Origin of the sequence: Burkholderia sp. Tr-20390 (assembly GCF_017104595.1) — a bacterium.
In the GTDB taxonomy this organism is placed as follows: domain Bacteria; phylum Pseudomonadota; class Gammaproteobacteria; order Burkholderiales; family Burkholderiaceae; genus Burkholderia.
In genome coordinates this window covers 15,773-41,899 of record NZ_JAAGPC010000071.1, presented here as the reverse complement: position 1 = coordinate 41,899, position 26,127 = coordinate 15,773, and the positions used below count along the sequence as shown (strand labels likewise).

Genomic DNA, 26,127 nt, shown 5'->3' with positions numbered 1-26,127 from the left:
CACTGGGGCGTTTCACCCATGTCGGCGTCGGCACCGCGCTCGACGTGATCGCCGGAACCGCGCTCGCGACGATCCTCAGAATCACCAATGAAGGCCCGCAAAACGTCGTTCCGGAGCCGGTGGTCGCAGCAATTCTGCTTGCACTGGGCGTCGAGCGTCTTGAGGCGGAGAAGCTGGTCGAAGCGGTATTGCCGCCGATCGAAACGCCCGATACGTCGCTACTCGAACGCGGGCATGCAAGGATGCAGGCTCAACTGCCTCCCGGAATTCGACAGGCGCCGTCGCACCGCTCGTAACACCAATCGGGTCGCCCTCGACCCGTGAAACGTCACGATGTTTTACGGACCCCGGATCGACGTACTCACCCACCAAACGGCCGTTCAGAGACGCGTCGATGGGGGCTGGTCGGAATTCGTTAAACAGCCGCCACATCCCGGTCCAGCCAAGCCTTCCGGCTGCTCACTTCCCCCCGCCCCAAGCCACGCGATGCCGTTCGACGCGCATGCGCGTGGGTTCGCGTCCTTCGGTGGCATTGCACCGGGCGGCAGGCACCGCACACGCTCGGGGTGACGCGGCCGGCGCCTGCCTCACCTCGTTCACGACTGTGCCGGTTCGACCGCTTCCACGACCGGCAGCGGCCGGCTTGCGATCTTCTCGGCTTCTGCGCGCTTGAGCCCCAGCATATGCAGCAGCGTTGCCGCGGTGCGTTCCGGAAAATGCTCTCCGCTGAAGCCGAGTTCCTTCAGCACATTCACCGCCGGCGCGCCGGGAGCGACGAAGTTGAGTTCGGCGGCAATGGCGGTCAGCACCGTACCGCCAAGCGAAAGGAAGCCGATGAACGGGTCGGCGACCACGAAGCGTTTCTCGGCGATGCCGCGCTCGATGTCTCGCAACAGGCGCTGACCCAGACCGAGCGTCAGGACCCGCGCCGAAAAACCCTCTCGTATCAGGAAGTGCCCCCACACCGGCTCGCGCCGCGCACGCATCAGCGTATGGCGCACTGACACCGAAATGATTTCCGCCGGGTCGGACAAGCCGCTAGCCAGGCGATCGAGGGAATCCGCGAACTCCTCGAATACCGATTCCACGAGGGTGGCGTAGATCGCCTCCTTCGATTCGAAGTGGTTGTAGAACGAGCCGAAACCGACGTCGGCTGCCTCTGTGATCTCGTTGATCGCGACGCCTTCCATCCCCTTCTGCGCCATCAGCCTGAGCGCGGCGTCCAGCAGGCGGGCACGGGTTTCCCGCTTGCGGCGCGCGCCGCGCGGCTCGCGCTCTTCGGTAACCGCGACCACGGGATGGGGTGCTTCCGGAGCGGAGCGCTTGGGTGTACGGCGATTCGGTGTATTCGGCATGACGTTTCCGGTCCTTGTTCGGGCTCAAGTATAGATTCAAATGTCTACATTGACAAAACTATCATTTCTGAATTTAATGTCACAAAGGCGGCTGAACACGGCCCCGAGAACCGATCGAAAAACGAATGGAGAAACGGTGGAGACACATCTGCATACGGGCGCCAGCGCGTCCATTCACAACCACCCGCTTTCGTCGCAGGGATGCGAGTGGCGTGCGACGCCCGACATGTCGTGCACCGGTTCGATGGCATGCCTGCCGTTGCTTGGAAAGTCCCTCGATGCGACGGCGCCTGCCTTCGCAATTGCCATTCGATCTGCCTGACTGTCATCCGCCATGAAACTGACTACCACCCAGCCGGCTCGACACCCTCACCCGACAACGAAGGCATCGGCGCTCGCCTATCTGATCTTCGATCGTCCGGACCTCGGCGAGGCCGAGCACTTTCTCAACGACTTCGGTCTTCGAACGGTGCTGCGGGACGACACGCAGTTGCTGCTGCGCGGAACGGGCACGGCACACTTCTGTTATGTCGTTCGCCACGCGCCGAAGGCTCGCTTCGTCGGCTTCGGCTTGCGGGTCGACAGTCGAGCCGATCTGGAGGCGCTCGCCAGCGTGCCTGGCGCATCGAAGGTGGAGGCGTCGGATTGGCCCGGTGGCGGCCACCGGGTGCGTCTCACCGATCCGTCCGGTTTTCGGGTCGATGCGATTGCGGGCCAGACACGGGCCGATACGCTGCCGCATCGCGCTCCGCTCCCGTTCAACTCGGTCGACGCGCCCGTGCGAATCAACGAGACGCAGCGGCCGCCGGCGAGCACCCCCGAAGTCATTCGGCTCGGGCACGTCGTGCTCGAACTCGCCGACTACCAGGAAACCTGCGCGTGGTACACGCAGCATTTCGGGTTCATCCCCAGCGATGTCCAGGTGCTGCCGGATGGCTCCCCCGTGGTTGCATTCATGCGGCTCGATCTGGCTGACAGGCCGGCCGATCACCATACGCTCGCACTCGCCCAGGGGTTCGTCTCGACTTATAGCCATAGCGCGTACGAACTGGTCGACGCCGATGCCGTCGGCATGGGCCAGCGCCTGCTCCGCGACAGCGGATGGACGCATGCGTGGGGCATCGGCCGACACATTCTCGGCAGCCAGATCTTCGACTACTGGCAGGACCCGTGGGGCGACAAGCACGAACACTATTGCGACGGCGACCTGTTCACGGCCGACGAGCCGACGGGGGTGCACGCGGTCAGTCGCGAAGCGATGGCGCAGTGGGGCCCGACGATGCCGCGCAGCTTCACGAAGCCCCGCTTTACGCCATCGAGCCTCGCGGCGCTGTTTCGCAACCTGCGCCGCAGTCCCGATCTGACGCTGAGCAAGCTATTGACGTTGGCGAAGCTGTTCGCCTGACCCCCAAACCGCCCATTCGACTCACGAGAGATCCATCCATGTCACTGCTTGTCCTGCACTTCCGGCATAACGGCCGCGCCCAATGGGGGGTGGCCGCCCACGGCGCCGTCACGCCGATTCCCGGCGACTTCGACACGACCGCGAGCTTTCTCGCGGCGAATCCGGTTGAACGACTCGTCACGCTCGACGGATCGAAGATTCCGGAGAAAGAGGTGGAGTGGCTTTCCCCGGTGACGGCCAACCAGCAATTCGTTTGCCAGGGCGCCAATTATCGTCAGCACATGATCGAATCGGGCATGGATCCGGACGCGAAGAAGTTCAACATGATCTTCACGAAGGCGACGAGTTGTATCGTCGCGGCCGACTCACCGGTCGTGAAACCGCGGCACGTCCGGTTTCTCGACTACGAAATCGAGCTCGGCCTCATCCTCAAACGCGACATCACGTCTCACCAGCAGATCACGAACGCGAACCTGCACGACTATGTCGCCGGCACCGTGATCGTCAACGACTATTCCGCGCGCGATGTCCAGATCCCGCAGATGCAGTTCTACAAGGGCAAGAGTTTCCGGACGTTCGGCCCGGTCGGCCCGTATCTGTGCCTGCTCGAACGGCGCGACTTCCCGAAGCTGAATGCGCTCGACCTGACGTTGACCGTCAACGGTGCGGTGCGCCAGCAGGACTCGACATCGAACCTCGTCTATGGCCCGGCGGAAACGTTGACCGAGTTGTCGGGTGTGCACGACCTTCGCGCCGGCGACCTGCTCGCGACCGGTACGCCGGCCGGCTGCGCACTCAGCATCCCGTCGCCGCTCAAGCAGCGAGCCGTCGCGCTTTTTCCCGAATCCTTCAAGTGGAAGATGTTCATGAAGGTGCAGGCAGGACGCGCGCAGTATCTGAAGGCCGGAGATATCGTCGAAGCCCGGATCGCGAGCCGCGATGGAACGATCGATCTGGGTGTGCAACGTAACGAGATCGTGGACGAGGCGGCATGAACGGCATCGCGACCCAGAACGACGTGCTGGCGATTGAAGCGCAGGGCATCCCGCCGAACCTTCCGGCCAGCACGTACGAGATGATCTGCGCCGGTGCGGCCATCGATCCGTCCGCGCCCGCCCTCTCCTTCTTCTCGACCGCCGACGCGCACCGCGACGCCGAGCGGTGGACCTATCGCGAGCTGGTTCGCGACATCACGCGCACGGCCAACCTGTTCACGCGCCTCGGTGTGAGCTCGAATTCGGTGATCGCTTATGTGCTGCCCAATCTTCCCGAAACGCACTTCGTGATATGGGGTGGGCAGGCGGCGGGTATCGTATGCGCGATCAATCCGCTGCTCGAAGGCGACGCGATAGGCAAATTGCTCGTTGCGGCCGGCGCCAGCGTGCTCGTGACGCTCGCCCCCTTTCCCGGGGCCGATCTCTGGCAAAAAGTCGCGAATATCCTCCACCAGGCCGAGTCGCTTCGGCATCTCGTGCTGGTCAATCCGGCCGATCGCGTGCGGGGCACGGCGCACTCTGCGGCCCGGGCGCTCCATCATGACGCGTGTGCGAAGCTGTACGGCGATGGCGGTTTGCGCAGCGCTGTGCCTGCGCACATCCGGATCCACGACTTCGGTACGGCAATCGCACGGGAATCCGGCACGGCGCTCGAGAATACGCGCCGCATTCAACCTGGCGACATGTCCTCTTACTTCTGTACCGGTGGCACCACCGGGTTGCCGAAAATCGCGATGCGTCGCCACGGCAACGAAGTGGCGAATGCATGGAGCGCCGCGCGGTTCTTCGGCGACAGTATCGGCCCCGGAAAAACGACGTTTTGCGGCTTGCCGCTCTTTCACGTCAATGCCGCGATGGTGACCGGCCTCCTGCCTTTCTCGCGCGGCGCCCATGTCGTGCTCGGCACGCCGCAGGGCTACCGAGGCGACGGCGTCGTCAAACGCTTCTGGGAAATCGTCGAACATCATCACGTCAATTTCTTCAGCGCCGTCCCGACACTGTATGCGTCGCTGCTCGACGTTCCGCTCGACGATCATGTTATCGACTCGCTCGAATACGGCCTGTGCGGCGCCGCGCCGATGCCGGTCGGCGTCTTCAGGGCCTTCCAGGAAAAAACGGGCGTACGGATTCTCGAGGGTTACGGACTGACCGAAGGAACCTGCGTGAGCAGCGTCAACCCGACCGTGGGCGAGCGCCGGCTGGGGTCAATCGGGCTTCGCATCCCTTTCCAGGCGATGAAAGCCGTCGTCGTGGACGACGCCGGGCGGTATCTGCGTGACTGCGCGGTTGGCGAGGATGGACTGCTCGTCATCTCCGGGCCGAACGTATTCGCCGGCTACCTGCGCCACGATCAAAACAGGTCGCTCTGGCTCGATCTCGGCGACGGCACGCCCTGGCTCAACACGGGCGACCTCGGCCGCTGCGACGTCGACGGTTACTTCTGGCTGACCGGTCGCAAGAAAGAATTGATCATTCGGGGCGGGCACAACATCGACCCCGCGGCGATCGAGGAACCGCTGCATCGCCATCCGGCGGTCCAGATCGCCGCTGCAATCGGGCGTCCGGATGCGCATGCCGGCGAGCTACCGGTCGCGTATGTTCAGCTCAAGCCGGGGATGAGCGCGACCGAGCACGATCTGGCGGCGTTCATGCAACAGGAGATCGCCGAACGCGCCGCGCTGCCCAAGCACGTCCGAATCGTGGAAGCCATCCCGCTCACCGGCGTCGGCAAGATCTTCAAACCGGAACTCAAGCGCCGCGAGACGCGTGACGCGCTTCGTACGGCATTGACCCAGGGCGGCGCCCCCGGTGCATCAATCGACGTCACGACCGACGATTCGGGCCGAATGTCGGTCTCGGTCGAGCTGAGCGATCCCGGGTTCGAAGCTGCGGCGCGCTTCGTGCTGGGACGTTTTCCGTTTGCGTTCTCGATCTCGGTCGCCGCGCAGCCGATACCGCCATCCTGACGGACAGCGACAGATCTGCGGCGATGGCGGTGCGCGGCTAGCCGGAAAGCATCGACGTCGAAAGCAGATCGCCCCGATCAATAAGGTATCCAAATTAGTCCTTATACGTGAAATGGATCGAGACAGAGGAGACACGAGATGAATTTCAAGCGGACGATGCGTTTCTCGGGCGTGGCGGTTTGCATCTGCTCGGCTTCGCTTGCCGACAATGCCGATGCGCAGACCGCAGGAAGCGTTACAACATCGGTAGGATGGCTACACATCGCGCCACAGGGAGACGCCACACCGCTCATCGTGCAAAGCGTCGGCGGCGTGACGGTGAATCGGCAACTGGCCGGCACCGGCGCACATGCCAGCTCGACGGATACGCTGGGCATTACCACCGAGTATTACGTCACGGACAACTTCGGTGTCGCCATGCTTTTGGGCATGCCGCTGAAAGTCAATCTGATTGGCGACGGGACGTTGCAGAAGTATGGCACGCTCGGCACGACAAGGCCGATGCCGCCCGCCATCGAACTTCGATACCACCTGTTTTCTGCCACGTCGAAATTCCGGCCGTACCTGGGCATCGGCGCGAACTATACGTGGTTCACCCAGGTTCGGGCAACCAACAGCCAGTTCGTCTCCGACAGCTTTGGGCCGGGCGGCTCGGCGCGCGCGACGCTCAGCTCGTCGTGGAACCCCGTGTTCGAGCTCGGGGCAAATTACGCGATTTCAAAACACTGGTCTGTCGGCACCTCCGTCAACTACATGCCGGTGAAGACCCGCCTCACGTTATACGGACAGACCGCGACCGGAACGCAGATCGTTTCCAAATCGACGCTCCGGCTCAATCCTCTTAGCGTTTTCTTGAATGTTGCCTACACGTTCTGACGGGTACGTCCGAATGCCGGCGCCCCGCATCAAGACAACCCATTGGATCGAACGATGAAACGACAGGCTCTCAAGACCATTCTTTTTGCCTTGCCCAAGGTTCTGGACCTGACGGCACGCCGCTTCCCCGCCTATCGCGATCGCCTCAAGGAGCGCAATCTCGTCGCATGGATCGGGCTCATGGATCAAAGCATCGGTCGCGCCATCGAGTTCAGGAATGGCCGCATTCGGTCGCGCGCCGGCAAGCATCCGCGACCCGACGTGCGCATGGCCTTCAAGGATGTCGCCACCGCGCTGAAGTTCCTTTCCCCCAGCCCGGACCAGGGCGAAATCATCCACGCCGCCAAGAACTTCAAGGTGGTCACCGAGGGCGAGGACGAACTGTTGGTCTGGCTCATGCAGACCCTGAGCATGATGCGCACCGTCGGCCTGCCGATGGGCACGCCCATGCGCGACGGCACCCGACGCTACGCGACCTGCACCAATGGCGGGCCCCTGTTCGTTTACGTCAAGGATGGGCGCATCGTCCGCGTGACCCCGATCGAGCTGGACGATACCGATGCGCCAAGCTGGGTGATCGAGGCGCGCGGACGTCGCTTCAGCCCGCCACGACGCAGCCTGGTCGCGCCCCACGCGTTGACGCTCAAGTCGCTGGTCTACTCCGACAAGCGCATCCTTCACCCGATGAAACGCGTCGACTTCGACCCCGACGGCGAGCGCAATCCCCAGAACCGGGGCAAGTCCGGCTATGTCCGTATCAGCTGGGACGAAGCCCTGGACATCGTCGCCAAGGAGATCAACCGGCAGAAGCGCGTTCACGGTCCCGGTTCCATCACGTTCCCGATGTCGTCCCATCACCAGTGGGGCAACGTGGGCTACTACCTCAGCGCGCTGACGCGCTTCGCCAACCTGATCGGCTTCACCCGGGTCGCCGCGAATCCGGATAGTTGGGAAGGCTGGTACTGGGGCGCCATGCATCATTTCGGCAACTCGATGCGCATCGGCGTTCCCTCCGGCTATGGCGGCCTCGAGGACGGTCTCAAGGAAGCCGAAATGATCGTCTTCTGGTCCTGCGACCCCGAAAGTACCAACGGGGCCTACGCAGGATTCGAGGGAACGCCGCGCCGTCTGTGGGCCAAGGAGCTCGGCATCGAGTTCGTGCACATCGACCCGCACTGCAATCCGACCGCACAGCTGCTGGGGGGCCGCTGGATCCCGATCCGGCCGCAGACCGATGCCGCGCTGGCGACGGCCATCATGTATGTCTGGACCGTGGAAGGCCTGTACGACAAGGACTATGTGGCGACGCGCACGACCGGTTTCGACGATTGGAAAGCCTACCTCCTGGGCGAAACCGACGGTACGCCCAAGACACCCGAGTGGCAGGAGCGCGAGACCGGCGTGCCGGCCAAGGACGCCCGCGCGCTGGCGCGCCTGTGGGGAAACAAAAAGGTTCATCTCGCCGTCGGGATGACCGGCGCGGGATTCGGTGGCGCGGGCCGCGGCGCGACCGGGGCGCAATGGGCGCGCTGCATGATCATGATGATGTCCATGCAGGGCTGGGGCAAGCCGGGCGTGAATTTCGGCTGCCTGGAAATCGGCGTCCCGCACGATCTCCAGTTCTATTTTCCGGGCTACGCGGACGGCGGCATCTCGGGCGACCTGGCGTGGACCGCCAATGCGGTGGACAACTACCAGCGCATGCCGCACATCCTGACCATGAATCCCGTCAAGCAAATGGTGCCGCGACAGCAGATGCCCGATGCGATTCTCAACGGCCACGCCACCGGTTATCTCTGGGACGGCATGTCTCAGGAAGCCCAGTTCGCGCCGTTCACCTACCCGATGCCGGGCTATTCGCCGATCCACATGATCTATCGCTATGGCGGATCCGCGTTCAGTACCGTGACGAATTCCGGACGGTGGACGGACGCCTACCAGCACTCGAGCATCGAGTTCGTCGTCAATCAGTCGATCTGGATGGAAGGCGAAGCGCAGTTCGCCGACATCATCCTGCCCGCGTGCACGTCGCTGGAGCGTTGGGACATTGGAGAATGGGCGAATTCGGGCGGCTACGCCCACCAAGGGTATGGCACGGTCAACCATCGCATGGTGACACTGCAGCACAAGTGCATCGAGCCTTTGGGCGAATCCCGCTCCGACTACGACATCTTCACCGCCATCCTGACCCGGCTGGGCCTGGGGGGCATTTTCACCGAAGGCTGTGGCGATCTCGACTGGGTCAAGCGCGTCTTCGACTCGTCGGATCTGCCCGATCACATCTCGTGGCGCGACTTCTGCCGCAAGGGCTACTTCGTCGTGCCGCCCGAAAAGCCCGAGCTGCGTCATCCCGTGGACATGCGCTGGTATGCGGAAGGCAGGCGGAAAGACCTGCCGGAACCCCACCCGCTGCCGTCACAGTTCTCGGAAACGTTCGGCAAGGGCCTGCAGACGCCGAGCGGCAAGCTGGAGTTCGTGCCCGAGTTGTTGAAGCGGCACACGGCGGACAATCCCGAGCGGCCAGCGCTCAACCGGTATATCCCCTCCTGGGAGGGCCTGCGCTCGGACCTGGCTCGTCACTATCCGCTGCAATTGATCGCCACCCACAGCCGCTACAGCTTTCATACCCATTGTGACGGCAAGAATTCCGCGGTGAACAGCGTCGACGATCATCGCGCGCTGATCGGAGGGCATCGGTTCTGGCTGCTGAGGCTCAATCCGGCTGACGCCGCCACGCGACGCATCGCTCATCGCGATCTCGTCAAGGTGCACAACGACCGCGGCGCCGTGATCTGTGCTGCCGATGTCTCGCCGCTGGTGCACGCCGGCGTCGTGAAATCCTACGAGGCGAGTGCGGAATTTCAGCTGATCGAAATCGACGGCGAGCAAGTCGAGATCGGCGGTTGCATGAACATGCTCACCCCTGACCGGCCGCAGACGGCCGGCACCAGCAGCATGAGCCCGAATTCCTGCCTGGTGCAGGTCGAGAAATGGCGCGGTGCCGAGGCGTTCATGCTCGGTCGCGCAGCGTGAGGAATGTCAAATGAGCAAGTGGAACCTGATTATCAAGGTCGGCCGTTGCGAGAACTGCCAGAACTGCGTGATCGCCGCGCGCGACGAGCACGTCGGCAATGACTTCCCCGGTTACGCTGCACCCGCAGCGGCCGACGCCGAGAGCCCCATCCGCATCCTGCGTCGCGTGCAGGGTGCCTCGCATATGGTCGAGACCACTTATTTACCGGTCATGTGCAACCACTGTGACGACGCGCCATGCATGCGTGTCGGCGGCGGCGCCATACGCAAGCGTGCCGACGGCATCGTCATCATCGATCCGGACAAGGCACGAGGCCGCAAGGACATCGTCAAGGCCTGCCCTTACAAGGCAATCGTCTGGAACGACGCGCTGCAACTGCCCCAGATCTGGATCTTCGATGCGCATTTGCTTGACCAGGGTTGGTCCCGCCCGCGTTGTCAGCAGTCGTGCCCTACCGAAGTCTTCGAGACGGTCAAGCTCGATGACACGGCGATGGCCGAGAAGGCCCGACGCGAGGGACTCAAGGTATTGCGACCCAACCTGGGCACGAAACCCCGTGTGTGGTACAGCGGCCTCGAGCGCTGGGAAACCTGCTTCGTCGGCGGAAGTGTCAGTGTCGAGGCAGGAGGCGTGGTCGAGTGTGTCACGGATGCGGTCGTCACCTTGTACGTCGGTCATCTGCAGGTCGCCGAAACGGTCTCGGACGGCTTCGGCGATTTCCGGTTCGATGGCCTGACCAAGGGCAGCGGCGCCTATAAAGTCCAAATTCGACATGCCCTCGGCAACGCTTGGCGCGAGTGCGAGTTGGGCGACAGCGCCTATCTCGGCGAGATCAGGCTCAGCCGGTCGACAAACGCCGTGGCGATCGAGTGCTCATGATCGGAGCAAGGCAGAACGCCGGGTAGAAGGTCGACCACGGCTGCAAATTCATGCAAACGCCGGCTGAGCTTGCAGCTCAAACCAAAACACCTGCCAGCCGACCGCGGATGATCTCCGTCGCCTCGCTCACGATGCGATCGACGAGTTCCTTCACAGTCGGGATGTCGCGGATCAAGCCGACGACCAGGCCGCACGACCAGGCGCCCGCGTCGAGCGCGCCCTCCTTCATGATGCGCGGATACACGCCGGCGACCTCTTCGACGATATCGTCGAACCGGAGATCGGCGCCGAGCGTGCGCTCCTTTTCGAGGATGCGATCGACCGCGGCATTGCGCAGCACGCGTTCGGTATTGCGCAACGGACGCATGACCAGGCGCGTGTCCAGTTCGGTCGCCGCGACCAGCGCCTGCTTCACGTTCTCGTGCACCGGCGCCTCGCGGGTCGCGATGAAGCGCGTCCCCATGTTGATGCCGTCCGCGCCCAGAGAAAGTGCCGCCACCAGCGAGCGCCCATCCGCCATGCCGCCGGAGGCCACGAACGGAATCCTGAGCTCGTCGGCGGCGCGCGGCAGCAGGATGAAGTTCGGAATGTCGTCCTCGCCCGGATGGCCACCGCATTCGAATCCATCGACGCTCACCGCATCGCAGCCAATGGCCTCGGCCTTGAGCGCATGGCGAACCGACGTGCACTTGTGGATCACCTTGACATGCGCGTCCTTGAGCGCGGGCAGGTAGGGCTGCGGGTTGTTGCCGGCCGTTTCGACGATCTTGACGCCGCCTTCGACGATCGCCCGGATATAGCCGGGATAGTCGGGGGACGTGACGGTCGGCAGGAAGGTGAGGTTCACGCCGAACGGCTTGTCGGTCATCTCGCGGCAGCGCCGGATTTCCGCAGCCAGATCCGCCGGCGACCGCTGGGTCAGGCCGGTAATGATGCCGAGGCCGCCGGCGTTGGAGACGGCCGCCGCCAGCTCCGCGTACCCGACGTGATGCATGCCGCCCTGGATGATCGGATAGTCGATGCCGAAGAGTTCGGTGATCCTGGTTTTCATGATGTTTTCGGTTCAGGTTGAGACGAAGGCGCCTTCGCGTGCCGGGAACGCGCGGCGACCGCGACGCGCGTCACCGCACGGCCGAATCGCCGGTGCGAAGCCGACGGAAATCCACGCGGCCAGGCAACGGAGGCGCCGGAGATTTCCCGGCGCCGGCCTGATTCGCCTTCGCGCGGCCCGCACAGCCTGCGATAGCGCCCCTTCTGCACGGCCGGCCGCGTCGACGATCGGGCCACCGCCCGACGCCGGCGCCAGATGGACATCGACAGTTTCGTCGTAGTTCGAATTGCCGTACATTGGCTAAACTGACACATTGCATGCGATATCCGACACATCATGCCCCGCGCCGCCATCCTTGCGTATGACGATTGCTACGCCTCCAGCCTGAGCGGGTTCGCCGACATCCTGCAGATTGCGAACGCGCATGTGCGGCGACAGCGAGGCGACGGCAATGCGCAGTTCGAATGGCGGTTCGTCTCTCCGACCGGGGCGCCCGTCATGGCAAGCAACGGGCTGCAGCTGAACACGGTGCCGATCCGGCCGCACGAGCAATTCGACCTGGTTTTCATTCCCAGTGCGCACTATGCGAGCGGCAAGGCGTTCGACCAGTTGCTGGCACGACAGTCCGCCGCATGCGAGTGGCTGGTTTCGCAATGGCACGCCGGCGCGTACCTGGCGGCAAACTGCACCGGCACGTTCGTGCTGGCCAACACCGGCCTTCTCGACGGACGGCCCGCGACGACCACGTGGTGGCTGGCAGACGCGTTTCGCAGCCGGTTTCCCCGGGTCGACCTTCAACTGGAACCCGTCGTCACCGAAGCGGACCGGCTGATCTGTGCGGGCGCGTCAGCGTCCTACCTGCTGCAGACCATCCATGTCATCGAGCGTTTCTCCGGGGCGGTGATTGCCGCGCAGTGCGCCAAGACGATGCTGATCGACGTCAGCCAGACGAAGCAATTGCCGTATCTCCCGTTGCTGACGGAGAAGACGCATGGCGATTCGCTGGTTCACCGCGCGCAGCATTGGCTGCAGAAGCACATGACGAAGGACGTGAAGATGTCGGCGATGGCGCAGGACCTCGGCGTGAGCGAGCGCACGATCATCCGCCGCTTCAAGGCCACGCTGAATCAGTCTCCATTGCGGTATTTGCAGAGCCTGCGCATCGAAGCCGCGCGCGCTTTGCTGGAGGCCGGCGATCTCAGCCTCGAGCGGATCACGGCCCAGGTGGGGTATAGCGATACGAGCTCGTTCTGCCGACTGTTCAAGGAGAAGGTCGGACTGAGCCCGGGGGCGTATCGGGATCGCTTTCGGCCTGCCGCGGAATCGCGATGACGACCGACCGGTAGAGGGCGGGGACCGTCCGCCTGCCAGACGTCCGCCGCCGCATCGCCGCCCTTGCCCCACTCACGATTTTCGTCTGTAGAATCAGCGTGTTAGCCGTTCACGACACGGAAAAATCCTCGGCCGCCCCGGCGGAGTCAAGACCCGCCCCGCGAGGCCTGACAGGATCGAGCGACACCCACACCCCCAAACCGGAGGGCACCATGGCGATTCACGAAGTCTTTCCCTATTTGCGCGCCAGGCATGCGGACGACGCCATCGCGTTCTATGCGAAAGCGTTCGGCGCGCAGGAGAAATTCCGTCTCGTCGAGCCGTCGGGACGCATCGGCCACGCGGAATTGCAGCTCGGGCCATGCACGCTGATGATCTCGGACGAGTTCCCCGAATACGATATCTTCGCGCTCGACCCGGACGGCAACGCGCCGATGTCGCTTCACCTGCATGTCGACGACGCCGACGCGACGATCGCCGCCGCGCTCGCGGCCGGCGCGCAGCTGACACGCGCGATCCAGGACCAGTTCTACGGCGAGCGTTCCGGCAAGATTCGCGACCCGTTCGGCTACGATTGGCTGATCGGGCATACGATCGAAGCGGTCGAACCCGATGAAATGCAGCGGCGCTATACGGCGCTGCTGTCCGGCGATCAGCCGAAAACCTGAATGGCGCACCGCGCGCCGGCCATTCGGGCCGCATATCGCCGCGGCGATGTCGCGACGGCGCTGGCGATCGCCCGCGCCTAGACACGTAGCGACCGTCCGCCCGTTTTCATCACCAACCACTTACTCGACGTTGTCCGACACATCCGTCATGCGGATCATGTGCGGCCTCACGCCGTCGTCGATGGCCACCGCCTCCTTCGGATGGATCAGCGCCTCGAGCCGCGCCTTCGTCGCGATGAACTCGGGCGAATTGACCTGCGCATAGTCGCGCGGCCGTGGTACGGGCACCTCGATCAGTTCCTGCACCGCCCCCGGGTTCGCCTTCAGCACGAGAATCCGGTCCGCCAGAAAGATCGCCTCGTCGAGATCATGCGTGATGAACAGGATCGTCACGTCGATGTTGCGCCAGATGTCGAGCAGGTGCGTCTGCATCTTCGCCCGCGTCTGCGCGTCGAGCGCGCCGAACGGCTCGTCCATCAGCAGGATGCGCGGCCGGTTCGCAAGCGCGCGGGCAATCGCCACGCGCTGCTTCATCCCGCCCGACAACTGGTGCGGATAGACATCCGCGAAACGCGTCAGCCCGACCAGATCGAGCCACTGCAGCGCTTCGCGCTCGGCCTGGCCGCTGCTGCTGCCGTTCATCCGGAGTCCGAACATCACGTTCTTCTTCACGGTGAGCCACGGAAACAGCGTATAGCCCTGGAACACCATTCCGCGATCGGCGCCCGGCCCCTGCACGGGCTTGCCGTCGAGCAGCACCTCGCCGCTCGTCTGTGCGTCGAGCCCTGCCAGGATGCGGATCAGCGTCGACTTGCCGCAACCGGACGGGCCGATCACGCACACGAATTCGCGCCGGTAGGTACGGAAACTGATGTCGTCGAGTGCGGTGCACTCGCCCTGCGGCGTCGCGAAACGCTTGCCGACATGACGCACGTCGAGTATCACGTCGCGGGTTTTCAGGCGCGCGAAGCGCTCGCGCACCGCGTCGGACTGCATCAGGTAATCGGGAACGGCTTGCGGGTTCTGCATGATGGTCTCCGCGGAAATCGGTCGATGGGTGGGCGTCAACGGGCGTCACGCGTTCAGCGTGCGATCCCACGGAAACAGCCGGCGGCCGAGCAGGCCGAGCACGATGTCGGTGCCGAGGCCGATGATTCCGATCATCAGGATCGCCGCATACACGTTGTCGAAATGCTGGTAGCGCGCCTGCTGGCTGATGTACCAGGTGATGCCCGAGCTCGTGCCGACGAGTTCGGCGACGATCAGGTAGGTCCACGCCCAGCCGAGCAGGATGCGCTGGTCGCGATACAGGTCCGGCAGCACGCCGGGGATCACGACGTGCGTGAGCAGCTTCAGCTTCTTCGTGCCGAGTGTCATCGCGGCCTCGAACAGCCCGTATTCGAGCTTGCGCGTCGTGTTCGCGATGATCAGCACCTGCTGGAACAGCGTCCCGATCACGATGATCGCGACCTTCGGCGCATCGTAGATGCCGAGGATCGCGACCATCAGCGCGCCGAACGCCGGTGCGGGCAGGTAGCGGAAGAACTCCAGGAACGGTTCCTGCAGCCGCGCGAGCACGCTGAAGGTGCCGCAGACGATGCCGAGCGGCACGCCGATCGCGGACGAGATCACGAAGCCCCAGAAGATGATCCGGATGCTGTGCCACAGGCTCTCGTGCAGCCACACGCCGTCGCGGGATGCCGGCGGGGTCGTGAATGCCGTGTAGAACGCGCGCAGCACCTGGTGCGGCGCGGGCAGGTACACCGGGTTCGCGCGCACGCCTTCGGGCACGGCCGCGTGGGTCGCTCGCGCATGGGCGAGTTCGTCGTCAAACACGTCGCGATCGATCTGCATGCCGGTCTGGAAGTAGTCGACGCTGCCCGGATTCGTGACGCGCATTTGCGGATGCCAGATGAACGGCACATAACTGATCAGGCACCAGACGGCGAACGGCAGCAGGAAGGACGCCACGCCGAGCGTCCATTTTCCGCGGGTCGTCAGCTCGCGGCGCACGGCAAGCCATCCGGTCGTGTTGCGGGTCATTGGCATGTCAATCTCCGTATCGTTTCAGGTGCCGGTCGCGCGCATGCCGGGGCGCCGCGCGACCGGACGTTCATTGCAATGCGCCTGCGCCGTTCGCGGCGCTCGCGCGGTAGGCACGCCAGCCGCCGAAGTGCGTAATGTCCTGCGCGCCGGCCAGCGCCGCGCTTTCGCACAGGAAACCCTGCACCCGAGCGCCGTCCGCGAGCGTGAGCGTGCCGATGCCGAGCGGGCCGGCAATGCCGGCGACGAAGCTGCCGTAAGCGTCGACCGGCATCTCCCAGAGCTCGACCGCGATCGACGCGCCGCCGTCCGGCACACGCACGAGGCCCGGCTTGGCGACGCCGCCGGATGCCGCCGCGGACAGCGCGTAGAGACGATAGGCGGGCGCTGTCGTCGTCGCGGTGACGAAACGTCCGCCCCGCTGGGTGAGCTGCCAGTTCAACGGTTCACCGCTCAGATGCGCGCCGACGACCGCCACGCGCACGACGCCGGATGACGCGCCGGGCACCGGTGCCGGCGTCGCGAACGCGTCGTCTGCGACGTCCGTCCGCAGGCCGCCGCCCTCGTTGCAGCCACGGTCCTCCGCGTCACCCCACGCCTGCGCAAGATCGAGCAGCCGCGCGTCGTCGTGCGCGCGCCCGACGAACGTGATGCCGAACGGCAGCCCGGCATGCCGCCCGGTTTCGCAAAGGCCGGCGGGCACCGCGATCGCCGACAGGTCGAGCAGGTTGACGAAGTTCGTGTAGTACCCAAAACGCGAATTGACGCCGATCGGGTCGGCTTCGAGTTCGCCGATGGTCGCGGTCGTCGCCGAAGTCGGCATGACGATCGCGTCCAGTCCGTCCCAGGCGCGGCCGGCCTCGACGCGCAGCGTCGCGAGCGTGTCGAACGCGGCGAACGCATCGGCCGCGCTGAAGCGCGCCGCGCCGCCGACGATTGCGCGGATCACCGGATGCAGCGCGTCCGGTTCCCGCGCGGCGAAGGCGCCGATCGCGGCGAGCCGTTCGGCGACCCACGGGCCTTCGTACAGCAGCCGCGCGGCAGCCAGGAACGCACTGAAATCAATCTCGACGATCGTCGCCCCGGTCGCGCGCAGGCGTTCGAGCGCGGCACGCCATGCCGCGCCATACGATTCATCACCGAAGAATTGCAGCTGGTCGGCGCGCGGCGTGCCGAAGCGCAATTGCCCGAACGGTCGCGCCGGTTGCGCGCGGAGCCCGTCCGTGCCCAGCAGCGGTTGCCATGCGCGTCCGTACGGATCGCCGTCGGTCACGCCGTGCGCGGCGGCGAACACCGTGCGCGCGTCGGCCGCCGACTGCGCGAACACCGACACGCAATCGAGCGACCGGCAGGCCGGCACGACGCCGAGCGTGCTCAATACGCCCTTGGTCGGCTTGAGCCCGACGAGCCCGTGGAACGCGGCCGGCACGCGCCCGGAGCCGGCCGTGTCGGTACCCAGCGAGAACGACGCGACGCCGAGCGCCACGGCCACCGCCGACCCGGAGCTCGACCCGCCCGATGCATAGCGCGGATCGAGCGCATTGCGGCACGCGCCATACGGCGAGCGCTGGCCCGACAACCCGGTCGCGAACTGGTCCAGGTTGGTCTTGCCGATCGGGATCGCGCCGGCCGCGATCAGCCGCTCGACGACGGGTGCGCTGCGCACCGGCGTGTACGCGTAAGCCGGGCAGGCTGCCGTCGTCGGGATGCCGGCGAGGTCGATGTTGTCCTTGATCGCGAACGGCACGCCGTACAGCGGCAATGACGCGAGCTCGCGCCCGGCCAGCGCGTCGGCGTAAGCCGTCATCTCGGCATGCGTCAGCGGCCGGATCCACGCATGATGCGGATCGCCCGCGGCGAAATGCGCGACGATCGCTTCGACGAGCGCGTGCGGCGTCAGGTCGCCCGCCGCATAGCGCGCACGCAGCGCGGCGATCGAGCTGGCGCCGGGCAAAATCGAACGTTCCGTCATGCTCATGCGACCTCCTCGGCGGCGCCCGCCTTCATCACCATCAGCCGCTGGCCGGCCACCACCGCCGCGCCCGGCGCGCAATCGATCGTCTCGATCGTGCCGTCTTCCGTCGCCGTCACCGCGACCTCCATCTTCATCGACTCGACGATCGCAACGACCTGCCCTTCGGTCACACGCTCACCGGCTTCGACCAGCACCTTCCACACGCTGCCCGATACGTCCGCGGCAATCGCGCGCTGCGTATCGGCGAGCGCACTCGCTTCCCGCGCGGCATCCGCCTCGCCCTGCGCCGCGTCGCCGACGTATTCGGCATGGCCGGCCACCCGCCACCGATCACGCTCCGCTTCGAACGCCGTTTGCTGTGCCGTCTTGAACGCGGCGATCGAATCCGCCTCGTCGCGCAGGAAACGGTTGTATGCGCCGAGATCGAACACCGATTCCTCGATCTTCAGCCCGGCGCGGCCCGCGACGAAATCCGCGCGCAGTTCCGCCAGCTCCGCCTCGCTGACTTCGTAGAAGCGAATCTCGTCGAAGAAGCGCAGCAGCCACGGCTTGCCGGCTTCGAACTCGCGCGTGGTGCGGTGGCGGTTCCACATCTGGACGGTGCGGCCGACGAACTGGTACCCGCCCGGCCCTTCCATCCCGTACACGCACAGATACGCGCCGCCGATGCCGACCGCGTTCTCCGGCGTCCAGGTGCGCGCGGGGTTGTATTTCGTGGTGACGAGCCGGTGACGCGGATCGAGCGGCGTCGCGACCGGCGCACCGAGGTACACGTCGCCGAGCCCCATCACGAGATAACGCGCGTCGAACACGATGCGCTTCACGTCGTCGATGCTGGCCAGGCCGTTGATCCGCCTGATGAACTCGATATTGCTCGGGCACCACGGCGCGTCGGGCCGCACCGACTGCATGTAGCGCTCGATCGCGACCCGCGTCGACGGGTCGTCCCACGACAGCGGCAGATGCACGATGCGGTTCGGCACGCGCATGTCGGCGACTTCCGGCAGTTCGCGCTCGGCCGCCTGCAGATGCGCGAGCAGCGTGTCGAGCGGCAAGGTCCGCGCGTCGAACTGCACCTGCAGCGAACGGATGCCCGGCGTCAGGTCGAGCATGCCGGGCATCCGGTGCGCGTCGAGCCAGCACATCAGCGCATGCACGCGAAAACGCAGGTTCAGGTCGAGCACGAGCGGCCCGTATTCCACCAGCACGTTGCGGTCGCCCGAGCGCCGGTAGACGACGCCGAGGCCGCCGCCGGCCGACGGGTCGCGATGCAGCACGCAGTCGTCCGGCACGCCGGTGGGTGCCGGGCGCGCAACCACCGTGTCGGCGGAAAGCTTGGTCGACACCCGGGCGCGCACGAACTGCACCGTATCACCCGGCCGCAGTTGCCCGAGCTTCCACAATTCGTCGTGCACGACCGTCACCGGACACACGAAGCCGCCGAGGCTCGGGCCGTCCGGGCCCAGGATCACCGGCATGTCGCCGGTGAAATCGACCGCGCCGATCGCGTACGCGTTGTCGTGGATGTTCGACGGATGCAGGCCGGCCTCGCCGCCGTCCGCGCGCGCCCACTGCGGCTTCGGGCCGATCAGCCGGATGCCGGTGCGGCTCGAGTTGTAATGGACCGTCCACTGCGTGCCGTACAGCATCGCGATGTCGTCCGGCGTGAAGAAATCCGGCGCACCGTGCGGGCCGTCGAGCACGCCGAGCGTCCATGCGTGCGTCAGCGCGGGGATGTCCGCCGCGGCCAGCGTGGCGCCCGCGTCGCCGCGCCCGGCTGCCTCGTCCAGATGCAGCACGTCGCCCTTGCGCAGCGCCCGCCCCGCATGGCCACCGAACTGGCCGAGCGTGAAAGTCGCCTTGCTGCCGAGATAGTCGGGCACCTGCAGCCCGCCTTTCACGGCCAGGCACGCGCGCACGCCGGCGCCCGTCACGCCGCCCAGCTTCAGCACCGCGCCTGGCCGCGCGCGCAGCACCTGCCAGAACGGCGCAGGCGCGCCATCGAGCGATGCCGCGAGCGGTGCGCCGCCGAGCACGAAGAGCGTCTCGGCGTTGAAGCGCAGCGTCGCGCCGACCATCGTGAATTCCAGCCCCGCCGCGTCGCGCGCGTTGCCGAGCAGCGTGTTCGCGAGCGCGAACGCGCGATCGTCCATCGGCCCGGACGGCGGCACGCCGACGTTCCAGTAGCCGACGCGCCCCGGCGCCTGCTGCACGGTGGTCTGCACGCCGCCGTCGAGCACGTCGATCGTGTGCGGCGCGAACGCGAAGCGCGACAGGAAGGCGGTCGTCGACGCGCCGCGCGCGAACGTGTCCGAACCGGCAATCGCGCGCAGATAGTCGAGGTTGGTTTCGATGCCGTACAGTTCCGTGCGCGCCAGTGCGCGCTGCAGCGCGGCCAGCGCATCGCGGCGCGTCTCGCCATGCACGATCAGCTTCGCGAGCAGCGGATCGTAATACGCGCTGATCTCGGTGCCCGCCTCGATCCATCCGTCGACGCGCACGTCGTCCGGAAACGCGACGTGCGTCAGCAGCCCGGCGCTCGGCAGGAACTGCTTGTGCGGATCCTCCGCATAGAGCCGCACCTGGATGCTCGCGCCGCGCGGCGCAACGGCGAGCGTGTCGAGCGGCGGCAGGTCGCCCTCCGCCTGCAGGATCATCCATTCCACGAGATCGATGCCCGTCACTGCCTCGGTCACGCAATGCTCGACCTGCAGCCGCGTGTTCACCTCGAGGAAATAGAACTGGCGCGTCGTCGCGTCGAACACGAATTCGACCGTGCCGGCCGACGCATAGCCGACCGCACGGGCAAGCCGCACCGCGCTCGCGTGCAACGCGGCACGCTCTTCATCGGTCAGGCCCGGTGCAGGCGTTTCCTCGATCACTTTCTGGTTGCGGCGCTGCACCGAGCAATCGCGTTCGCCGAGCGCGACTGCCTCGCCGCGGCCGTCGCCGAAGATCTGCACTTCGATGTGCCGCGCGTGCTCGACGAATTTCTCGAGATACACGCCCGCATGCGCGAAGTTCGCGGCGCCGAGCCGCACGACGGAATCGAACGCTGCTTCGAGCTGCGCGGCATCGCGGCACAGGGACATGCCGATCCCGCCGCCGCCCGCGGTGCTTTTCAGCATCACCGGATAGCCGATCGTGTCGGCTTCCGCGAGCGCCGTCCGGGCATCGTCGAGCAGGCCCGTGCCCGGCAGCAGCCCGACGCCCTGTGTGGCGGCGAGTTCGCGCGCGGTGTGCTTGAGCCCGAACGCGCGCATCTGGTCGCCGCGCGGCCCGATGAAGCGCAGGCCCGCGGCTTCGCATGCGTCGGCGAAACCGGCGTGCTCGGACAGGAAGCCGTAGCCGGGATGCACGGCTTGCGCGCCCGTCTCGCGTGCGGCGGCGAGAATCGCCGCGACGTTCAGGTAGCTGTCCGCCGCCGGCGCGGGGCCGACCCGCACGGCTTCGTCGGCGAGCGCCACATGGCGCGCATCGCGATCGGCGTCGGAGTAGATCGCGACCGACGCGATTCCGAGCCGCTTCAGCGTGCGGATCACGCGGCACGCGATTTCGCCGCGGTTCGCGACGAGGACTTTCGTGAATCTCATGTTGCCTCCCGCCGGGCCGCCCCAAGGGAGGCAACCGCCCCCTTGGGGGGCAGCGAACGTGTCGGCCCGGAGTAGCGCTTCAGCGCGTACTCCGGCCCCATGCAAAGCAAGTGAGCGTGGGGGTCGTTCATTCCGCCTCCCAGATCGTGAGGCGCACCGGCGTCGGGTTGTACCCGTTGCACGGATTGTTGAGCTGCGGGCAGTTCGAGATCAGCACCGTGACGTCCATCTCCGCGCGCATCTCCACATACTTGCCCGGTGCGGAAATGCCGTCCTCGAAGGTCAGCCCGCCGAGCGGCGTGACGGGCACGTTCATGAAGAAGTTGACGTTGCCGACCAGGTCGCGCTTGGTGAGCCGCGCGCCCGCGCCGCACGTGCAGTGCGTGATCGCGTTGAGGAAGCTGTCGCGGCAGTTGTGCATGTGCCGCTTGTCGAGCGCATAGCGCACGGTGTTGCTCTCGGCCGCGCACGCGCCGCCGAGCGTGTCGTGACGGCCGCAGGTATCGGCGACGATCGTCACCATCGGGTTGCCCCGGCTCGACAGCAGCACGCTGCCCGCGCTCAGGTACAGGTTGCGCTGGGCGCGGATGGTGTCCTGCGCGCTGTAGCGCTCCTCGGGGTCGTCGGACCGGTAGAACAACGTGTCGACGGCCTGGTTGCCTTCCAGGTCGAGGATCCGGAAGACCTGCCCGCGCTTCAGGTCGTGCAGCCACGGTTCGCCCGCGTTCAATGTGGTGTCGTGAATGGCATCGCGTGGGTCGAGACGGCTTTCGATGATCGGCATGGCTCGGCTCTCCTTACGCAAACAGGCGATCGGTGTTGGCGAAGCCGCGCACGTTCTCGGCGCACGCGCGGCGGCACGGGTCGTCCTCCGGCGCGGCACCGTCCGCCGGATACGCGCGGTACGCGATCAGCTTCACGGCCTTCGGCGCGTAGTCCGGGTGCGGGTCGAGCGGATGCGGCGCGGTCGAGAACGCCGCCAGCGTGTTCATCTCGAAGCGCAGGTCGAGCGTGCTGCCGGCCGGCGAATGCCCGGCGACGAAATCGAGCGCGCCGTCGTCGCGCGTGTCGAGCTTGCTGAAGAAATTGACGTTCGCGACGAGGTCGCGCGCCGACAGCCCGTATTTCGCGAGTTCGAGCACGAGGCTGTCCCGGCCGTTGCGGATCATCGCGTTGCGATCCGCCTGGTACGACGTCGCGCCGTACTTGTGCGCGAACAGCCGCGCATCGCCGACGCCGCCGAGCGGGTCGTGCCAGCCGAGCGTGTCGGCCGTGATCGACGCGATCACGCGCCCCATGTCGGTGTACAGCGCATGGCCGCGCGTGAGATGCGCGGTGTGCTGCGCCTTCAGCGTGTCGGCCATGTTGTAGCGTTCGAGCGGGTCTTCCTGGCGATGAAACACGGCAGACAGGTTCGCGCCGCCGTCGACATCGACGACACGCAGCGCGAGACCGCGGCGCAGGATGCCGGACCAGTGGGTTCCGGCGGGAATGAGCGTTTCCCACACGACGTGTGGCGGCGGGGCAAGGACGGCTTGGGGGCGCGGCGACATGGCGGCTCCGTGGTCGGTTGGACAAAAGGCGTGAGAGGGCGACCGAACGACATCGCGACCTCCCGGGCTTTTATCCCTCCGTGGAGCCTCGCCGTTTCCTCGAAGCGAGGAGAAGACAAGACCGGATTGCTCTCGGACCAGCCATCGCGCGGCGCGAACGCCGCACGACCGGAACCCTAGCGATCCTGAAGATGATGCAAATTGCTTCGCACCTCTCGGGCATCGACTAAGCGAGTTGCGTGCCAGCGTGCGAGGAATCGCCGTGCCACGCGGCTTTCCGGCATGCGTGCGTCGGCGGACACCGCACCGGGTGCGGATGGCCGCCCTCGCGGCGGGCGTGCCGCGCACCATGCGAACGCGCGGCCGCACCGGCGCAGTGCGCGCCGCGCCGGCCTGCACGACACGACCGGCGATGGCATGGGCATTGCTGAGTGCATGCACCTTCACTCGATACGCGACACCTCATGAACAAGCTCGACCTGCTCCGGCGCGCGCTGAGCGCGCTCTTCTCCGCCCGCTTCATCGAACTGCAGCGCAGGTCGCGCCGCCCCTGAGCCGCCCCGCCGCGTGCCGTTGGCACGCTTCTCGCTCGGCATGACGCCGAGAGGTGCGGCGGCGTCGCATCTTAGGGGTGCTAGGGTTCCGGTTCATCGAACGTCTGGTCCGAGAGCAGCCCGGCGCGGGTGCGTCCGATCGCGAGACCGGACGCGCACGCGCTACACGGCGGGACAAAAGCCCGGGAGATTGGCGATGGCAACGGCCGTCGCGCCTCTCCGTGGCCGCTTCATTCGTTCCGCATCCGCAGGAACCGGCCACGCGGCCGGACCGCGCACGCGCACGGTCCGTATCGACGATCCCGATCCCGGTCTCCTGGAGAAAACGATGACCCGCCCCGCCCTGGTGCTCCGCCGCCTGCTGTCCCGCCGTTCCGTCCGTCACGCATTGGGCGCCGCCGCCGCGGCCGCCACGCTCCTCATGACGCCCGCCGCGCACGCGGCCGCGCCGCTCAAGATCGGCTACAGCGACTGGCCCGGCTGGGTCGCGTTCCAGGTCGCACTCGACAAAGGCTGGTTCAAGGAAGCCGGTGTCGACGTCGATTTCGAATGGTTCGATTACTCGGCATCGCTCGACGCGTTTTCGGCAGGCAAGCTCGACGCGGTCGCGGCGACGAACGGCGACGCGCTCGTCACGGGCTCGGCCGGCGCGAAGAACGTGATGATCCTGCTCACCGACTATTCCGCCGGCAACGACATGATCGTCGCCAAGCCGCCGCTGCGCAGCGTCGAGGCGCTGAAGGGCAAGAAGGTCGGCGTCGAACTCGGCCTCGTCGATCACCTGCTGCTCGAAACCGCGCTGCAGAAGCACGGGCTGAAGGACGGCGACGTGACGCTCGTGAACGCGAAAACCAACGAACTGCCGCAGGTGCTCGGCTCGTCGACGGACATCGCCGCGGTGGCCGCCTGGCAGCCGAATGCAGGCGAGGCGTTGAAGCGCGCGCCGGGCGCACGCGCGATCTTCACGTCGGCGGACGCGCCGGGGCTGATCTACGACGCCATTACCGTCGCGCCGGCCAGCCTCGCCGCGCGCCGCGCCGACTGGGCCAAGGTGATCAAGGTCTGGTACCGCTGCGTCGCCTACATCAACGATCCGAAGACGCAGGCCGACGCGGTCCGGATCATGTCCGCACGCGTCGGGCTTGCGCCGGAGCAATACCTCCCGCTGCTGAAGGGGACGCACCTGCTCGACGAAGCCGCCGCGAAGCGCGCGTTCCGCAAGGGCGACGGGCTCGACTCGATCTACGGCTCGACGCGCAACGCGAATGCGTTCAACGTGCGCAACGGCGTGTACAAGCAGTCGCAGGACATCGACGCGTATATCGATCCGCGCCTCGTGATGCCGCATTGACGGGCGCGGGGCCGGGCTTCGTGCGCCGGCCCCTCGCGCGCACGCCCCCCACACCGCGGTCGCGTCAATACGCGGCCGCCGCTTGACCCTCTCTGCGCCCCCACCTCGCCGCGATTCCACGCGATTTTGCAGAGGACCTTTCCTGTGCAACGCCTTAATCGACCGCCACACGATCTCCAATAATGGCCACTCGATCCGCCGGCCACTCGGTCGGAAAAACGATAAAAACTCCTATGCATTCCTACAAGATGAACCAGCACGCCAGCACTCGACTCGCGGGGACCGCCATTGCCACCTGCCTGACCGCCCTCGCGTCAGGCGGAGTACACGCACAGAGCAGCGTGACGCTGTACGGCCTGATCGACACGTCGATCACCTACGCGACCAACCAGCGCACGCACGGCGCCGGCTCGCCGGGCAGCGGTGCCGTCGCGATGACGAGCGGCGCACTGAACGCGTCGCGCTGGGGGCTGCGCGGCCGCGAGGATCTGGGCGGCGGGACGGCCGCGGTCTTCACGCTCGAGAACGGCTTCTCGGGCACCACCGGCGCACTGTCGCAGAAAGGCGTCGACCTGTTCGGCCGCCAGGCATGGATCGGCCTGAGCTCGAAAACGGCCGGCACGCTCACGTTCGGCCGCCAGTACGACCTGATCCTCGATTTCGTAACGCCGCTCGGTGCGTCCGGCCCCGGCTGGGGCGGCAACCTCGCGGTGCATCCGTACGACAACGACGATTCGAACCGCAACCTCCGCATCAACCACGCGGTGAAGTACACGAGCCCGACGTACCGCGGGCTGACGTTCGGCGCGATGTTCGGGTTCTCGAACACGGCCGGACAGTTCTCCAACAACGCGGCATGGAGCGCGGGCGTGTCGTACGCGAACGGGCCGCTGAAGCTCGGCGCCGGCTACCTGAAGATCAGCCGCGACCGCAATGCGCCGAACCCGAACGGCGCGCTCAGCACGGTCGACGGCTCGGCGACGATCACCGGCGGCAACCAGCAGATCTGGGCCGCGGCCGGCCGCTATGCATTCGGGCCGCATTCGGTCGGCGCCGCATGGTCGCACTCGACCACCGACGGCGTGACGGGCGTGCTCCAGGGCGGCGGCATCGCGCCGCTGAAGGGTGAATCGCTGGTGTTCGACAACTTCTCGATCGACGGGCGCTACGCCGTCACGCGGGCGTTGAGCCTCGCGGCCGCCTACACGTACACGATGGGCCGCTTCGACACGCGCACCGGCCAGACGCGCCCGAAATGGAATCAGGTCGTGGCGCAGGCCGACTATGCGCTGTCGAAGCGCACCGATGCGTATCTCGAAGGCGTCTACCAGAGCGTGAGCGGCGGCAACGGCCATCCCGCATTCAACGCGACCGTGTGGACGCTGACGCCGTCGGCGAACAGCAACCAGGTCGTCGTCGCACTGGGGCTGCGGCACAAGTTCTGACGACGCAAGACGGAGCGGTGCAGCGTAACTCAGCTTCGCCGACGGACGTAT

18 protein-coding genes, 1 pseudogene and 2 riboswitches are annotated in these 26,127 nt (G+C 66.2%); of the genes and pseudogenes, 11 read left to right on the top strand and 8 right to left on the bottom strand.

Going from position 1 to position 26,127, the window contains the following annotated elements:
- Positions 1-296 (top strand): annotated as a pseudogene (locus G3N98_RS20570) (TetR/AcrR family transcriptional regulator); the annotation flags it as partial.
- Between the two features lie 300 nt (positions 297-596).
- Here G3N98_RS20570 and G3N98_RS20565 read toward each other — a convergent pair.
- Positions 597-1,355, bottom strand: a complete 759-nt coding sequence (locus G3N98_RS20565; RefSeq protein ID WP_089474900.1) for a TetR/AcrR family transcriptional regulator — start codon at positions 1,353-1,355, stop codon at positions 597-599.
- A gap of 334 nt (positions 1,356-1,689) precedes the next feature.
- On the opposite strand from G3N98_RS20565, the gene G3N98_RS20560 reads away from it, so the two are divergent.
- From G3N98_RS20560 to G3N98_RS20535, 6 genes are all read left to right on the top strand, one after another.
- Complete coding sequence (locus G3N98_RS20560) at positions 1,690-2,760, top strand: VOC family protein (RefSeq protein WP_175238500.1); 1,071 nt, start codon at positions 1,690-1,692, stop codon at positions 2,758-2,760.
- A 38-nt stretch (positions 2,761-2,798) separates the two neighbouring features.
- The gene (locus G3N98_RS20555; protein ID WP_206149071.1) at positions 2,799-3,755 is read left to right on the top strand and encodes a fumarylacetoacetate hydrolase family protein; all 957 of its coding nucleotides are present in this window, start codon (positions 2,799-2,801) and stop codon (positions 3,753-3,755) included.
- A complete protein-coding gene (locus G3N98_RS20550) occupies positions 3,752-5,722 on the top strand; it encodes an acyl-CoA synthetase (RefSeq protein WP_206149070.1) in 1,971 nt (656 codons plus the stop codon). The genes G3N98_RS20555 and G3N98_RS20550 overlap by 4 nt, the downstream gene beginning before the upstream one ends.
- Before the next feature lie 138 nt (positions 5,723-5,860).
- Entirely contained in the window at positions 5,861-6,598 is a 738-nt protein-coding gene (locus tag G3N98_RS20545; protein ID WP_175238497.1) for an OmpW family outer membrane protein, read from the top strand.
- Between the two features lie 54 nt (positions 6,599-6,652).
- Positions 6,653-9,631: a molybdopterin-dependent oxidoreductase gene (locus G3N98_RS20540; RefSeq protein ID WP_206149069.1), complete on the top strand. Its 2,979-nt coding sequence runs from the start codon at positions 6,653-6,655 to the stop codon at positions 9,629-9,631.
- Positions 9,632-9,641: 10 nt separating this feature from the next.
- Positions 9,642-10,511: a 4Fe-4S dicluster domain-containing protein gene (locus G3N98_RS20535; RefSeq protein WP_089474907.1), complete on the top strand. Its 870-nt coding sequence runs from the start codon at positions 9,642-9,644 to the stop codon at positions 10,509-10,511.
- Positions 10,512-10,587: 76 nt separating this feature from the next.
- Here the strand turns inward: G3N98_RS20535 and G3N98_RS20530 are convergent, their stop codons facing one another.
- Positions 10,588-11,562 carry a nitronate monooxygenase family protein gene (locus G3N98_RS20530; protein WP_089474908.1) on the bottom strand — a complete coding sequence of 325 codons (975 nt, stop codon included), beginning with the start codon at positions 11,560-11,562 and terminating at the stop codon, positions 10,588-10,590.
- Positions 11,563-11,898: 336 nt separating this feature from the next.
- Between G3N98_RS20530 and G3N98_RS20525 the strand changes: the two genes are divergently transcribed.
- Both G3N98_RS20525 and G3N98_RS20520 read left to right on the top strand, forming a co-directional pair.
- Complete coding sequence (locus G3N98_RS20525) at positions 11,899-12,894, top strand: helix-turn-helix domain-containing protein (RefSeq protein WP_206149068.1); 996 nt, start codon at positions 11,899-11,901, stop codon at positions 12,892-12,894.
- 212 nt (positions 12,895-13,106) lie between these two features.
- A complete protein-coding gene (locus tag G3N98_RS20520; RefSeq protein WP_206149067.1) occupies positions 13,107-13,562 on the top strand; it encodes a VOC family protein in 456 nt (151 codons plus the stop codon).
- 120 nt (positions 13,563-13,682) lie between these two features.
- Here G3N98_RS20520 and G3N98_RS20515 read toward each other — a convergent pair whose 3' ends face one another.
- The 6 genes from G3N98_RS20515 to G3N98_RS20490 form a co-directional block, all read right to left on the bottom strand.
- Complete coding sequence (locus tag G3N98_RS20515; protein ID WP_206149066.1) at positions 13,683-14,591, bottom strand: ABC transporter ATP-binding protein; 909 nt, start codon at positions 14,589-14,591, stop codon at positions 13,683-13,685.
- Between the two features lie 45 nt (positions 14,592-14,636).
- Positions 14,637-15,611 (bottom strand): ABC transporter permease, encoded by a 975-nt coding sequence (locus G3N98_RS20510; protein WP_089427458.1) that lies wholly within the window; start codon positions 15,609-15,611, stop codon positions 14,637-14,639.
- A 64-nt stretch (positions 15,612-15,675) separates the two neighbouring features.
- The gene (atzF, locus tag G3N98_RS20505) at positions 15,676-17,583 is read right to left on the bottom strand and encodes an allophanate hydrolase (protein WP_206149065.1); all 1,908 of its coding nucleotides are present in this window, start codon (positions 17,581-17,583) and stop codon (positions 15,676-15,678) included.
- Positions 17,580-21,173, bottom strand: a complete 3,594-nt coding sequence (uca, locus tag G3N98_RS20500) for an urea carboxylase (protein ID WP_206149064.1) — start codon at positions 21,171-21,173, stop codon at positions 17,580-17,582. Before uca ends, atzF begins: the two co-directional genes overlap by 4 nt.
- Before the next feature lie 127 nt (positions 21,174-21,300).
- Positions 21,301-21,957 (bottom strand): urea amidolyase associated protein UAAP2, encoded by a 657-nt coding sequence (locus tag G3N98_RS20495; RefSeq protein WP_039357735.1) that lies wholly within the window; start codon positions 21,955-21,957, stop codon positions 21,301-21,303.
- A gap of 13 nt (positions 21,958-21,970) precedes the next feature.
- On the bottom strand, positions 21,971-22,726 hold the full coding sequence (locus G3N98_RS20490; protein ID WP_206149063.1) for an urea amidolyase associated protein UAAP1: 756 nt from the start codon (positions 22,724-22,726) through the stop codon (positions 21,971-21,973).
- A 57-nt stretch (positions 22,727-22,783) separates the two neighbouring features.
- Positions 22,784-22,917: riboswitch (guanidine-I (ykkC/yxkD leader) on the bottom strand.
- Between the two features lie 432 nt (positions 22,918-23,349).
- Positions 23,350-23,471, top strand: a riboswitch (guanidine-I (ykkC/yxkD leader).
- 137 nt (positions 23,472-23,608) lie between these two features.
- Between G3N98_RS20490 and G3N98_RS20485 the strand changes: the two genes are divergently transcribed.
- The gene (locus G3N98_RS20485; RefSeq protein WP_089427453.1) at positions 23,609-24,631 is read left to right on the top strand and encodes an ABC transporter substrate-binding protein; all 1,023 of its coding nucleotides are present in this window, start codon (positions 23,609-23,611) and stop codon (positions 24,629-24,631) included.
- A gap of 248 nt (positions 24,632-24,879) precedes the next feature.
- A complete protein-coding gene (locus G3N98_RS20480) occupies positions 24,880-26,076 on the top strand; it encodes a porin (RefSeq protein ID WP_206149072.1) in 1,197 nt (398 codons plus the stop codon).
- Positions 26,077-26,127: the final 51 nt, after the last annotated feature.

Coding starts and splice junctions, on each gene's coding strand:
- G3N98_RS20565 (WP_089474900.1), bottom strand. CDS start 1,355: ATGCCGAATACACCGAATCGCCGTACACCCAAGCGCTCCGCTCCGGAA.
- G3N98_RS20560 (WP_175238500.1), top strand. CDS start 1,690: ATGAAACTGACTACCACCCAGCCGGCTCGACACCCTCACCCGACAACG.
- G3N98_RS20555 (WP_206149071.1), top strand. CDS start 2,799: ATGTCACTGCTTGTCCTGCACTTCCGGCATAACGGCCGCGCCCAATGG.
- G3N98_RS20550 (WP_206149070.1), top strand. CDS start 3,752: ATGAACGGCATCGCGACCCAGAACGACGTGCTGGCGATTGAAGCGCAG.
- G3N98_RS20545 (WP_175238497.1), top strand. CDS start 5,861: ATGAATTTCAAGCGGACGATGCGTTTCTCGGGCGTGGCGGTTTGCATC.
- G3N98_RS20540 (WP_206149069.1), top strand. CDS start 6,653: ATGAAACGACAGGCTCTCAAGACCATTCTTTTTGCCTTGCCCAAGGTT.
- G3N98_RS20535 (WP_089474907.1), top strand. CDS start 9,642: ATGAGCAAGTGGAACCTGATTATCAAGGTCGGCCGTTGCGAGAACTGC.
- G3N98_RS20530 (WP_089474908.1), bottom strand. CDS start 11,562: ATGAAAACCAGGATCACCGAACTCTTCGGCATCGACTATCCGATCATC.
- G3N98_RS20525 (WP_206149068.1), top strand. CDS start 11,899: ATGCCCCGCGCCGCCATCCTTGCGTATGACGATTGCTACGCCTCCAGC.
- G3N98_RS20520 (WP_206149067.1), top strand. CDS start 13,107: ATGGCGATTCACGAAGTCTTTCCCTATTTGCGCGCCAGGCATGCGGAC.
- G3N98_RS20515 (WP_206149066.1), bottom strand. CDS start 14,591: ATGCAGAACCCGCAAGCCGTTCCCGATTACCTGATGCAGTCCGACGCG.
- G3N98_RS20510 (WP_089427458.1), bottom strand. CDS start 15,611: ATGCCAATGACCCGCAACACGACCGGATGGCTTGCCGTGCGCCGCGAG.
- atzF (WP_206149065.1), bottom strand. CDS start 17,583: ATGAGCATGACGGAACGTTCGATTTTGCCCGGCGCCAGCTCGATCGCC.
- uca (WP_206149064.1), bottom strand. CDS start 21,173: ATGAGATTCACGAAAGTCCTCGTCGCGAACCGCGGCGAAATCGCGTGC.
- G3N98_RS20495 (WP_039357735.1), bottom strand. CDS start 21,957: ATGCCGATCATCGAAAGCCGTCTCGACCCACGCGATGCCATTCACGAC.
- G3N98_RS20490 (WP_206149063.1), bottom strand. CDS start 22,726: ATGTCGCCGCGCCCCCAAGCCGTCCTTGCCCCGCCGCCACACGTCGTG.
- G3N98_RS20485 (WP_089427453.1), top strand. CDS start 23,609: ATGACCCGCCCCGCCCTGGTGCTCCGCCGCCTGCTGTCCCGCCGTTCC.
- G3N98_RS20480 (WP_206149072.1), top strand. CDS start 24,880: ATGAACCAGCACGCCAGCACTCGACTCGCGGGGACCGCCATTGCCACC.